The following is a 13,181-nucleotide window of genomic DNA, read 5'->3' as shown; positions in this document are numbered from 1 at the left end:
CGGGAGGCCGCCGGGCCGAGCCGGCCCGGCCGGCCCGACACGCATGCCCACGCGCAGCCCCGCAGCCCGTTGTTTAACGGCCCGCCGCGCCGCCTTCCAGACAAAACACGATGGACAACCAACAAAAGCCCACGCCCCCTTCGAAGGACCCTGCCGCACGGCGCCCGCGTCGCACGCTGCTGGTCGGGACGCTCGCGGTCGTCGTCATTGGCGGCCTGCTGTGGTGGCACCCGTGGAACCGCACGCCGGCGGCAGGCAGCGCTGCGACCGGCGCAAGCGCCGTCGGTGGTGCCAGCGGCGGCACCGGCGGCCATCGCGGCCGCGGCGGCCCCGCCGCGATGGCGAACGTTCCGCAGCCCGTGCAGGTCGCGGCCGCGACGCAGGGCGAAATGCCGATCGTGCTGTCTGCGCTCGGCACCGTGACACCGCTCGCGAACGTGACGGTCAAGACGCAACTGTCGGGCTACCTGCAGTCGGTCTCGTTCCAGGAAGGCCAGATCGTCAAGAAAGGCGACGTGCTCGCGCAGATCGACCCGCGCCCGTACCAGGTGTCGCTCGAGAACGCAGAAGGCACGCACGCGCGCGACTCGGCGTTGCTCGCGACGGCCCGCCTCGACCTGAAGCGCTACCAGACGCTGCTGTCGCAGGACTCGATCGCGTCGCAAACCGTCGATACGCAGGCGTCGCTCGTCAAGCAATACGAAGGGGCGGTGAAGACCGACCAGGCCGCGATCGATTCCGCGAAGCTGAACCTCACGTATGCGCGCATCACGGCGCCGGTATCGGGCCGCGTCGGCCTGCGCCAGGTCGACCCCGGCAACTACGTGACGCCGGGCGATACCAACGGCATCGTCGTGATCACGCAGTTGCAGCCGATGAGCGTGATCTTCACGACGTCGGAAGACAACCTGTCGCAGATCCTCAAGCAGGTGAACGCGGGCCAGAAGCTGTCGGTCACCGCGTACAACCGCAACAACACGGTGCCGCTCGAGACGGGCTCGCTCGCGACGCTCGACAACCAGATCGACACGAGCACGGGCACGGTCAAGCTGCGCGCGAGCTTCGATAACAAGGACGGCCTGCTGTTCCCGAATCAGTTCGTCAACACGCGGCTGCTCGTCGACGTGATGCGCAATGCGACGATCGTGCCGACCTCCGCCGTGCTGACGGGCTCGATCGGCCAGTTCGTCTACGTCGTGAAACCCGACAACACGGTGACGGTACGCAAGGTCACGCCCGGCCCGGTCGACGGCGAACGCACGAGCATCGTCAGCGGCATTGCGCTCGGCGAGCGCGTGGTGACCGACGGCTCCGACCGCCTGCGCGAAGGCGCGAAGATCTCGATTCCGGCCGACAAGCCGAAAGGCGCATCGGGCGCGCACGGCGCCGGCGCCGCGTCGGGTGCATCGGGCACCGCCGGCCATCGCGGCGGGCACCAGCACGGCGCGTCGCAAGCAGCGGCCCAATAACGCGCGGGCCGCTCGATGAACCCATCCCGCCTCTTCATTCTCCGGCCGGTCGGTACCGCCCTCCTGATGGCGGCGATCATGCTGGCCGGTCTCGTCGCGCTGCGCTTCCTGCCGCTCGCCGCGCTGCCCGAAGTCGACTATCCGACGATCCAGGTCCAGACCTTCTACCCGGGCGCGAGCCCGGAGGTGATGACCTCGTCGGTCACCGCACCGCTCGAACGGCAGTTCGGGCAGATGCCGTCGCTGAACCAGATGTCGTCGCAAAGCTCGGCCGGCGCGTCGGTGATCACGCTGCAGTTCTCGCTCGACCTGCCGCTCGACATCGCCGAACAGGAAGTGCAGGCCGCGATCAACGCGGCCGGCAACCTGCTGCCGTCCGACCTCCCTGCCCCGCCGATCTACGCGAAGGTCAACCCGGCCGACGCGCCGGTGCTGACGCTCGCCGTCAAGTCGAAGACGCTGCCGCTCACGCAGGTGCAGGACCTGGCCGACACGCGCCTCGCGATGAAGATCTCGCAGATCGCGGGCGTCGGCCTCGTCAGCCTGTCGGGCGGCAACCGCCCGGCCGTACGCATCCAGGCCAACCCGACCGCGCTCGCGCAGTACGGGATGAACCTCGACGACCTGCGCACGACGATCTCGAACCTGAACGTGAACACGCCGAAGGGCAACTTCGACGGCCCGACGCGCGCGTACACGATCAACGCGAACGACCAGCTCACGAGCGCCGACCAGTACAACAGCGCCGTCGTCGCGTACAAGGGCGGCCGCCCGGTGATGCTGACCGACGTCGCGACGGTCGTCGCCGGCTCGGAGAACACCAAGCTCGGCGCGTGGGTGAATTCGGAGCCCGCGATCATCCTGAACGTGCAGCGCCAGCCCGGCGCGAACGTGATCCAGACGGTGGACGCGATCAAGGCGCAGTTGCCGAAGCTCCAGGAAACGCTGCCGGCCGCGCTCGACGTGCAGATCGTCACCGACCGCACGACGATGATCCGCGCCGCCGTGCGCGACGTGCAGTTCGAGCTGCTGCTCTCGGTCGGGCTCGTCGTGCTGGTGATGTACCTGTTCCTCGCGAACATCTACGCGACGATCATCCCGAGCCTGTCGGTGCCGCTGTCGCTGATCGGCACGCTCGCGGTGATGTACATGGCCGGCTTCTCGCTGAACAACCTGTCGCTGATGGCGCTCACCATCGCGACCGGCTTCGTCGTCGACGACGCGATCGTGATGATCGAGAACATCGCGCGCTACGTCGAGGAAGGTGAGGCGCCGCTCGAGGCCGCGCTGAAAGGCTCGCGGCAGATCGGTTTCACGATCATCTCGCTGACGGTATCGCTGATCGCGGTGCTGATTCCGCTGCTGTTCATGGGCGATGTGGTCGGGCGCCTGTTCCATGAATTCGCGATCACGCTCGCGGTGACGATCGTGATCTCCGCGATCGTGTCGCTCACGCTCGTGCCGATGATGTGCGCGAAGCTGCTGCGCCATTCGCCGCCGCCCGAGAGCCACCGCTTCGAGGCGCGCGTGCACCGGGCGATCGACTGGGTGATCGCGCGCTACGCGGTCGCGCTCGAATGGGTGCTGAACCGCCAGCGCTCGACGCTCGTCGTCGCGCTGCTCACGCTCTTTCTGACGGGCCTGCTGTACGTGTACGTGCCGAAGGGCTTCTTCCCCGCGCAGGACACGGGCGTGATCCAGGCGATCACGCAGGCGCCGCAGTCGATCTCGTACGGCGCGATGGCCGAGCGCCAGCAGGCGCTCGCGGCCGAGATCCTGAAGGATCCGAACGTCGAGAGCCTCACGTCGTTCATCGGCGTCGACGGCAGCAACATCACGCTGAACAGCGGCCGGATGCTGATCAACCTGAAGGCGCGCGACGACCGCAAGGAAACCGCGAGCGAGATCATCCGCGACCTGCAGCACCGCGTCGCGAACATCACGGGCATCTCGCTGTTCATGCAGTCGGTGCAGGATCTGACGATCGACTCGACCGTCAGCCCGACGCAGTACCAGTTCATGCTGACGAGCCCGAATCCCGGCGAGTTCACGACCTGGGTGCCGAAGCTCGTCGCGCGGCTGCAGCAGGAGCCGTCGCTCGCCGACGTCGCGACCGACCTGCAGAACGGCGGCCAGTCCGTCTACATCGAGATCGACCGCGCGAGCGCCGCGCGCTTCGGCATCACGCCGGCGACCGTCGACAACGCGCTGTACGACGCGTTCGGCCAGCGCATCGTGTCGACCATCTTCACGCAGTCGAACCAGTACCGTGTGATTCTCGAGTCCGAGCCGAAGGAGCAGCACTACGCGCTATCGCTGAACGACATCTACCTGCCGTCGGCCGGCGGCGGCCAGGTGCCGCTGTCGTCGATCGCGTCGTTCCACGAGCGGCCGTCGCCGCTGCTGGTCGCGCACCTGTCGCAGTTCCCGTCGACGACGATCTCGTTCAACCTCGCGCCCGGCGCGTCGCTCGGCGAGGCCGTCAAGGCGATCGAGGCCGCCGAGAAGGACATCGGCCTGCCCGCGTCGTTCCAGACGCGCTTCCAGGGCGCGGCGCTCGCGTTCCAGGCATCGCTGTCGAACCAGCTGTTCCTGATCCTCGCGGCGGTCATCACGATGTACATCGTGCTCGGCGTGCTGTACGAGAGCTACATCCACCCGATCACGATCCTGTCGACGCTGCCGTCGGCCGGCGTCGGCGCACTGCTCGCGCTGATGATCACCGGGCACGACCTCGACATCATCGGGATCATCGGCATCGTGCTGCTGATCGGCATCGTGAAGAAGAACGCGATCATGATGATCGACTTCGCGCTCGAGGCCGAACGCGTCGAAGGCAAGCCGCCGCGCGAGGCGATCTACCAGGCGTGCCTGCTGCGCTTCCGGCCGATCCTGATGACGACGCTGGCCGCGCTGCTCGCCGCGGTGCCGCTGATCGTCGGCTCCGGCGCGGGCTCCGAGCTGCGCCAGCCGCTCGGGATCGCGATCGCCGGCGGCCTGATCGTGTCGCAGGTGCTGACGCTGTTCACGACGCCCGTGATCTACCTCGGCTTCGACTCGCTCGCGCGCCGCGTGCGCGGCTGGTTCGAACGCCGCGGCCCCGATGCCGGCACGCGCACGGATGCGTAATCCATGAACCTGTCGCGCCCCTTCATCACCCGCCCCGTCGCGACGACGCTGCTCGCGCTCGGCGTCGCGCTCGCGGGCCTGTTCGCGTTCATCAAGCTGCCGGTGTCGCCGCTGCCGCAAGTCGACTTCCCGACCATCTCGGTGCAGGCGTCGCTGCCGGGCGCAAGCCCGGAGACCGTCGCGACCAGCGTGACGAGCCCGCTCGAGCGGCACCTCGGCTCGATCGCGGACGTCTCCGAGATGACGTCGACGAGCACGGTCGGCAATGCGCGGATCATCCTGCAGTTCGGCCTGAACCGCGACATCGACGGCGCTGCGCGCGACGTGCAGGCGGCGATCAACGCGGCGCGCGCCGACCTGCCCGCGTCGCTGAAGAGCAACCCGACCTACAAAAAGGTCAACCCGGCCGACTCGCCGATCATGATCGTGTCGCTGACGTCGGAGACCTCGTCGCCCGCGAAGCTGTACGACTCCGCGTCGACGGTGCTGCAGCAGTCGCTGTCGCAGATCGACGGGATCGGCCAGGTGACGGTCAGCGGCTCCGCGAACCCGGCCGTGCGCGTCGAGCTCGAACCGCAGGCGCTGTTCCACTACGGGATCGGCCTCGAGGACGTGCGCGCCGCACTCGCGTCCGCGAACGCCAACGCGCCGAAGGGCGCGATCGAATTCGGCCCGCAGCACTACCAGCTCTATACGAACGACCAGGCATCGCAGGCGTCGCAATACCGCGATCTCGTCGTTGCGTACCGCAACGGCGCGGCCGTACGGCTGTCCGACCTGTCCGACGTCGTCGACGGCGTCGAAGACCTGCGCAACCTCGGCCTGTCGAACGGCAAGCGCGCGGTGCTCGTGATCCTCTACCGCTCGCCCGGCGCGAACATCATCGAGACGATCGACCGCGTGCGCACGGCGCTGCCGCAACTCACCGCGTCGCTGCCGGCCGACATCACGGTCACGCCCGTGCTCGACCGCTCGACGACGATCCGCGCGTCGCTGAAGGATACCGAGCGCACGCTGCTGATCGCGGTCAGCCTCGTCGTGATGGTCGTGTTCCTGTTCCTGCGCAACTGGCGCGCGACGCTGATCCCGAGCGTCGCGGTGCCGATCTCGATCATCGGCACGTTCGGCGCGATGTACCTGCTCGGCTTCTCGATCGACAACCTGTCGCTGATGGCGCTGATCGTCGCGACCGGCTTCGTCGTCGACGATGCGATCGTCGTGCTCGAGAACATCTCGCGGCACATCGAGAACGGCAAATCGCGCATGCAGGCCGCGTTCGACGGCGCGCGCGAGGTCGGCTTCACGGTGCTGTCGATGAGCCTCTCGCTCGTCGCGGTGTTCCTGCCGATCCTGCTGATGGGCGGCATCGTCGGGCGCCTGTTCCGCGAATTCGCGCTGACGCTGTCGCTCGCGATCGCCGTGTCGCTCGCGGTGTCGCTCACCGTCACGCCGATGATGTGCGCGCGCCTGCTGCCCGAGTCGCACGAACCGCAAAGCGAAGGCCGCTTCGGGCGCTTCCTCGAGCGCTGCTTCACGCGCATGCAGCGCGGCTACGAGCGCTCGCTGTCGTGGGCGCTGCGCCGGCCGCTGCTGATCCTGCTGACCCTGTTCGCCACGATCGGGCTGAACGTCTACCTGTACATCGTCGTGCCGAAGGGCTTCTTCCCGCAGCAAGACACCGGACTGATGATCGGCGGCATTCGGGCCGACCAGTCCACGTCGTTCCAGGCGATGAAGCTGAAGTTCTCCGAGATGATGCGGATCGTGCAGGCCAACCCCAACGTGAAGAGCGTCGCGGGCTTCACCGGCGGCACGCAGACCAACTCCGGCTTCATGTTCGTCACGCTGAAGGACCGCACCGAACGCAAGCTGTCGGCCGACCAGGTGATCCAGCAGCTGCGCCCGCGGCTGGCGGACGTGGCAGGCGCGACCACGTTCCTGCAGGCCGCGCAGGACATTCGCGTGGGCGGTCGGCAGAGCAACGCGCAGTACCAGTTCACGCTGCTCGGCGATTCGAGCGCCGACCTGTACAAGTGGGGGCCGATCCTGACCGAGGCGCTGCAGAAGCGCCCCGAGCTGACCGACGTGAACTCCGACCAGCAGCAAGGCGGCATGGAGGCGATGGTGACGATCGACCGCGCGACGGCCGCGCGGTTCGGCATCAAGCCCGCGCAGATCGACAACACGCTGTACGACGCGTTCGGCCAGCGCCAGGTCTCGACGATCTACAACCCGCTGAACCAGTACCACGTCGTGATGGAAGTCGCGCCGAAATACTGGCAAAGCCCCGAGATACTGAGCCAGGTGTGGGTCAGCACGTCGGGCGGCAGCGCGAACGGCGCGCAGACCACCAACGCGGCCGCCGGCACCTACGTCGCGACGTCGGCCGGCACGTCGAGTGCCGGCACGGCCACGCAGAGCGCCGCGGCAATCGCGTCCGATTCCGCGCGCAACCAGGCGCTCAACGCGATCGCGGCCAGCGGCAAGTCGAGCGCATCGTCGGGCGCGTCGGTGTCGACGTCGAAGTCGACGATGATCCCGTTGTCTGCAATCGCAACGTTCGGGCCGAGCACGACGCCGCTATCGGTCAACCACCAGGGGCTGTTCGTCGCGACGACGATCTCGTTCAACCTGCCGCCTGGCGTGTCGCTGTCGCAGGCGACGCAGGTGATCTACCAGACGATGGCGCAGATCGGCGTCCCGCCGACGATCGTCGGCAGCTTCCAGGGCACCGCGCAGGCGTTCCAGCAATCGCTGAACGACCAGCCGATCCTGATCCTCACCGCGCTGCTGGCCGTCTATATCGTGCTCGGGATCCTGTACGAGAGCTACATCCACCCGATCACGATCCTGTCGACGCTGCCGTCGGCCGGCGTCGGCGCGCTGCTCGCGCTGCTGCTGTTCAAGACCGAGTTCAGCATCATCGCGCTGATCGGCGTGATCCTGCTGATCGGCATCGTGAAGAAGAACGCGATCATGATGGTCGACTTCGCGATCGACCAGACGCGCAACAACCACAAGTCGTCGTTCGACGCGATCCACGAGGCGTGCCTGCTGCGCTTCCGCCCGATCATGATGACGACGATGGCGGCGCTGCTCGGCGCGCTGCCGCTCGCGTTCGGCAACGGTGACGGCGCCGAGCTGCGCGCGCCGCTCGGGATCGCGATCGCCGGCGGCCTGATCGTGTCGCAAGTGCTGACGCTCTATACGACGCCGGTCGTGTACCTGTACATGGACCGGCTGCGCGTCTGGGCCGAGAAGCGGCGCAACCGCCGCGGGAATTCCGGCGGGCCGGCCGTCGCCGGGGAGTGATGGTGCGGCGTCGACCGCCGGACCGGCGCGGGGCGAACGGGGTGGGCTACCCTGCCCCGCTTGCCGGCTGACGCCACGGCGAAACCACGGCACGCGCCAGCGGCGCGCATCGGCGCACGCACGATCAGACCTTGTCGGCAGGCCCGGCCAGCGCGCCGCACCGTCATCCATGTTTCGCGAGGTCGTACAGATCCTGCGCATTGCGCGCATAGCGGCGCGGGGCCATGCCCGACCAGCGGTGGAACGCACGCGCGAACGCCTTCTCGGACGTATAGCCGACCCGCTCGGCGATCTCGATCAGCCGGCGCTTGCCCTGCGCAAGGTCGCCGCTGGCGAGATACATCCGGTAGGCGGTCAGGTGGACAATCGGCGTTTCGCCGACCAGTTCGGCGAAACGCGCGCAAAAACGCGAGCGCGACATGCCGGCCTCCGCGGCGAGGCTCGCCAGGTGCCAGTCGCGGCGCGGGTCGCGATGCATCAGTGCCATCACCCGACCGATCTGCGGGTCGGTCAGGCCGCGCAGCCAGCCCGTGTGATTCGCCGACGATTGCAGATGCGCGCGCAGCAACTGCACGAACAGCACGTCCGCGAGACGCGTCGCGGCGACCGCCCAGCCAGGCTGGCACGCCATCGATTCCTCGATGAAGCTCTGCAGCGTGCTCGCGAGCCATGGCGCGACGGCCGTATCGTTCGCGCGCACGTGGATCAGCGGCGGCAGCACGGAGAACAGCGGGCTGCGCACGATGTCGCGATAGACGACGATGCCGGTGTAAAGCTCGCTCGTCGCACCGCCGCCGCCCGCGACGAATTCGAGCGGCGTATCGAAGCGCGGGCTGATGCCCTTGTCGGCCATCAGCACATCGAATGGCACGGGCGGCTCGTCAAGCGACGAGGCCATCACGTGCTCGTCGCCATGCGGCAGCAGCACGAAGTCGCCCGGTTCGATGTGCACGGGCGCCGCGCCGTCGACCGACAGGAAGAACGGGCTGCCCGCGCACGTGCGAAACGGCGCGCCCGCGACAGCCGGCTTGCGGATCGCCCACGGCGCGCTCAACGTGAAGCGCCCCGTGACGACCGCGTCGGCCCGCAGATCCGTCAGGACGTCGCTGAGAAGATCGGTCGCCATCGTCGGTGTCTCCGGGGTTCGCGCCGCCGCGTCAGAAGCGCTGCTGGATGCCGGCCATCACGCCGACCTGGTTCTGCCCCGCGCCGACGGTGCCGCCGGCAGCGACTGCCGACGTGCCGAGCGCGCTGTTCGTCATGTAGCCGACCGACGTGTACACCATCGTGCGCTTGGACAGCAGGTAGTTCGCGCGCGCCACGAACAGGTTCGAATCGTAGCGGCCGCGCAGCAGGTAACGCAGCGCCTGTGCGTCGAATGATAACGCTGGCGTCGCGGCGTACGTGCCGCCGGCAAAGAAGATGTCGGACTGGCTGTGGACCGCGGCTGCCGTATTGCGGCGGATCCAGCCCGCACCGAGCTTGGCGGCGCCGAATTTCACGTACGCGTCGACGATCGTGCGCGTGTCCGTGTACCCGGGACTCGACAGCGGCGCCGACGCACCCGTGCCGCCGTGCATGACGTCGTAGGAGGCGGCCGCGCCGAACTGCGGCGCGTCGTACGCAACCATCATCGTGTATTGCCGACACGCGACGGGATCGCCCGGCACGTTGCCCGCGCAATTCGTCGCCGACGGGCCGGCCGGGCCCGCGCCGTCGCGGCCCGTGCTGTAAGTGCCGCCGACCGTCACCCCGCCGAAGCGGCCGAGATAGCCGACCGCGCTGTCGCTGCGCGCGTTCGGCAGATAGCTGTCGAAGCTCGCCATCGAGTGGATCGACGGACCGATCACGTCCGCGTTGAGCAGCACGAGCATCGACATGTTCATCTGGCGCCCGAGCGTGACGGCCCCATACGGCGAATCGATGCCTGCGTTCGCCTGGCGGCCGAACATCCGGCCCCCGTAGTTCAGCGCGCCGGAATTCATCGCGAAACCGCTCTCGAGCACGAAGAACGCACGGTAGCCACCGCCGAGATCCTCGACGCCGCGCAGACCGAAGCGCGACGGCACCTCGCCCGTCAGCGCCGGCATGCCGGCGACCGATCCGCCGCCTGCCGCGTGGTTGTAGTACTGAACGCCGGTGTCGACGATGCCGTACAGCGTCACGCTGCTCTGCGCGTGTGCGTGCGGCGATGCGACGGCGGCTGCCGCGAGCGAAACGGCCGTTGCGGCCGTGCGGAACTGTTTCATGGGACTCTCCAGACCTGTCGTGTAGTTATGCTTGATATTGATCGGCTGCCCGCTGCGTCGGGCAGCCGTGCTGCCCGGTTTGCGCCGACCAGGATCCAGTCGGCGAGCATCCGGGTGTCCTCAGGATGCGAGCGGCACAGTGAACGGCATCGAACGCGGGCGCTCGCCCGTCGCGCGCCAGATCGCGTCGGCGACTGCCGGCGCGACGGGCGGCAGCGCAACTTCGCCGCAGCCTTGCGGTTCGCGGTCGCTATCGACGATCACGACCTCGACCTTCGGCATGTCGGCCAGGCCCAACAGCGGGTAGTCGGCAAAATTGCCCTGCACGACCGCACCGTTCGCGAACGTGATCTCGCTCCGGAACGTATTGGTCAGCGCGAAGCCGATCCCGCCTTCGACCATCTCGCGGATCAGCAACGGATTGATCGCGCGACCGCAGTCGATCCCGCATACGATCCGCTCGAGCTTCACCTTGCCGCCCGTCACGCGCACGTCCGCGACGGTCGCGACGTGCGTGGCAAACGCACCGCCGCGCCCCGTGTACAGCGAATACGCGACGCCGCGCGAGATGCCCGCCGGCGCGCGGCCGAACCAGTTCGCGTGCGCGGCCGTCGCATCGAGCACGCGCAGCGCGAGCGGGTCGTGCCTCAGCAGCGCGCGCCGGTATCGCACCGGATCAGCCCGCGCCGTGTGCGCGAGTTCGTTCACGAAGCTTTCGAGGAAGAACACGCTCGACGTACTCCCGACACTGCGCATGAAGCTGACCGGAATCGGCTGCATCACCGTGACCGAATCGACGAGCAGGTTCGGCACGTCGTAGCAAAGGTCGTAGAGACCGTCGAGCATCGTCTCGTCCCAGCCGCCGGCCTTCTCGTACATGTCGCGCTTGATCGCCGCGTATAGCGAATGCCCGGCGACGCGCGCATGCAGCGCGACCGGCAGCCCGTCGCCGCCGAGCGCGGCACGCAGGCGTGCGGACGCGCACGGCCGGTAGAAGCCGTGCCGGATGTCGTCCTCGCGCGAGCGGATCACCTTCACGGGCCGCCCGACCGCCTTCGACGCGACCGCCGCATGCACGACGAAGTCGGGCACGTACTTGCGGCCGAAGCTGCCGCCGAGAAACGTCGTGTTGACGACGACCCGGTCCGCCGGCACGCCGAACAGCGACGACAGCGTCCAGCGCACCTTGTCCTGCCCCTGGATCGGCCCCCACACCTCGATGTCGCTCGCCCGCACGTGCACGGTCGCGTTCACCGGCTCCATCGTCGCGTGGACGATGTACGGCGTGTGGTAGTCGGCTTCGACGACCGTGCCGGCCTCGGCGAGACGGCGCTCGGGCTCGCCGATCGTCGTCGCGACGACCGCGTGCGCCGCCTGCAGCGCACCTTTGCGCTGCGCGAGGATCGTCGCGCTGTCGAATGCCGCCGTCGGGCCTGCGTCCCATGCGATGTCGGCCGCGTCGCATGCCTTCTTCGCTTGCCAGTAGCTCTGCGCGACGACGATCACCGCGTCCTTCGCGAGCACGATGTCGACAACGCCCGGCATCGCGCGCACCGCGTCGCGGTTCTTCACGGCCGCGGGCTTGCCGTTCAGTGTCGGCGCCATCGTCAGTGCGCCGATCAGCATGTCGGGTACCTGCACGTCGATGCCGTAGATCGCGCTGCCGTCGACCTTCGCCGGCACGTCGAGCTTGTGCAGCGACTGGCCGATCAGCGTATGCGCGGATGCGGGCTTCAGACGGGGATTCGGTTCGGGCGGCAACTTCGCCGCATCGTCGACGAGTGCGCCGTACGGCAGCGAGCGGCCGCTCTGCGGGTGAATCACGTGGCCGTCGCGCGTCATGCATTGCGTCACCCGCACGCCGAGCCGCGCGGCGCCCGCCTTCAGGAACGCCGCGCGCGCCTGCGCGCCGGCGATCCGCAGCCGGGTGTAGAACATCGTTGCCGACATCGACGCGCCGACGAACTGCTGCGGCGGCTCGTTCGCCGCGTGGATCCGGTACGCGTCGCGCCCGGTGACGAACTCGACCGTCACGCTGCGCCAGTCCGCGTCCATCTCGTCGGCCAGCACCTGCGGCAGCCCGGTGTACACGCCCTGCCCGACCTCCGCCTGCGACAGGCCGATGATCGTCCGGCCGTCGGTGTCGACGCGCACCCAGTCGTTGATCTCGCGAAAGCGCGCGCCGTCGCCGGCCGCCTGCACGACGTCGCTGATCGCCAGCGGCAGCAGCAGGCTGCCCGCCAGCGCGGCGCCACCCTTCAGGAACACCCGCCGCGACGCATTCGGCACGCGTTCGGCCCGCACCGCGTCAGCCCGCCGCGACATGGATCGCCTCGCGAATGCGTTGATAGGTCGCGCAGCGGCACAGGTTCGTGACGGCCTGGTCGATCTGCGCGTCGGTCGGCTTGCGGTGCTGCGCGAGCAGCGCGGCGGCCGCCATCACCATGCCCGACTGGCAGTAGCCGCACTGCGGTACGTCTTTTTCGATCCACGCACGCTGCACCGGATGCGAGCGGTCGTGCGACAGCCCCTCGATCGTCGTGATCGACCGGCCCGCGACGCTCGCGGCCGGCAGCACGCACGCACGCGTTGCGTCTCCGTCGAGGTGCACGGTGCAGGCGCCACATGCGCCGATCCCGCAGCCGTATTTGGTGCCGGTCAGTTTCGCGGCGTCGCGAATAACCCACAGAAGCGGCGTATCGGGATCGCCGTCGAAATCGAACGGCTGCCCATTCAGCGTGAAGCGCATTGTCGGTCTCCCATGTTCCGCATCGCCTGTTCGCCACCCGGCGGATGGCGGCGATGGATTGAGGGAGATTCTTCGCGGCGCAAAAAGCCACGCCAATGACCTTTGTTCCCGAAAAAGGCACCGATCGTCCAGATCGTTTCCGCTGACGATTCGCCGCGGGTGCCTTGCCGGCAAGGGCGTGTCCGCGGTGCAGGGGAATGGCAGGCGCGGTGGCGGCAGTGCGGCGAACGATCCCGTCTTGAACACCGGCGGCAATCGGCTATCGTGAGTCCA

Annotated in this window: 7 protein-coding genes; 3 read left to right on the top strand and 4 right to left on the bottom strand. The window is 68.4% G+C overall.

Annotation, left to right across the window (positions count from 1 at the left end; all coding sequences use genetic code 11):
• Positions 1-110: 110 nt before the first annotated feature.
• Genes CUJ89_RS06165 through CUJ89_RS06155 form a run of 3 tightly spaced genes read left to right on the top strand, consistent with a single transcriptional unit; the run spans position 111 to position 7,910 of the window.
• Complete coding sequence (locus CUJ89_RS06165; protein ID WP_114176574.1) at positions 111-1,469, top strand: MdtA/MuxA family multidrug efflux RND transporter periplasmic adaptor subunit; 1,359 nt, start codon at positions 111-113, stop codon at positions 1,467-1,469.
• A gap of 15 nt (positions 1,470-1,484) precedes the next feature.
• On the top strand, positions 1,485-4,598 hold the full coding sequence (locus CUJ89_RS06160; protein WP_114176573.1) for an MdtB/MuxB family multidrug efflux RND transporter permease subunit: 3,114 nt from the start codon (positions 1,485-1,487) through the stop codon (positions 4,596-4,598).
• A gap of 3 nt (positions 4,599-4,601) precedes the next feature.
• Positions 4,602-7,910 carry an efflux RND transporter permease subunit gene (locus CUJ89_RS06155; protein WP_114176572.1) on the top strand — a complete coding sequence of 1,103 codons (3,309 nt, stop codon included), beginning with the start codon at positions 4,602-4,604 and terminating at the stop codon, positions 7,908-7,910.
• A 163-nt stretch (positions 7,911-8,073) separates the two neighbouring features.
• Here the strand turns inward: CUJ89_RS06155 and CUJ89_RS06150 are convergent, their stop codons facing one another.
• The 4 genes from CUJ89_RS06150 to CUJ89_RS06135 form a co-directional block, all read right to left on the bottom strand.
• Entirely contained in the window at positions 8,074-9,036 is a 963-nt protein-coding gene (locus CUJ89_RS06150; RefSeq protein WP_114176571.1) for an AraC family transcriptional regulator, read from the bottom strand.
• A gap of 31 nt (positions 9,037-9,067) precedes the next feature.
• Positions 9,068-10,159 carry a porin gene (locus CUJ89_RS06145; protein ID WP_114176570.1) on the bottom strand — a complete coding sequence of 364 codons (1,092 nt, stop codon included), beginning with the start codon at positions 10,157-10,159 and terminating at the stop codon, positions 9,068-9,070.
• 120 nt (positions 10,160-10,279) lie between these two features.
• Complete coding sequence (locus CUJ89_RS06140; protein ID WP_114176569.1) at positions 10,280-12,484, bottom strand: xanthine dehydrogenase family protein molybdopterin-binding subunit; 2,205 nt, start codon at positions 12,482-12,484, stop codon at positions 10,280-10,282.
• Entirely contained in the window at positions 12,468-12,908 is a 441-nt protein-coding gene (locus CUJ89_RS06135; protein ID WP_114176568.1) for a (2Fe-2S)-binding protein, read from the bottom strand. Before CUJ89_RS06135 ends, CUJ89_RS06140 begins: the two co-directional genes overlap by 17 nt.
• Positions 12,909-13,181 lie beyond the last annotated feature (273 nt).

The organism is Burkholderia pyrrocinia (genome assembly GCF_003330765.1).
GTDB lineage: Bacteria > Pseudomonadota > Gammaproteobacteria > Burkholderiales > Burkholderiaceae > Burkholderia > Burkholderia pyrrocinia_B.
This window is presented reverse-complemented; position numbering and strand designations above follow the sequence as displayed.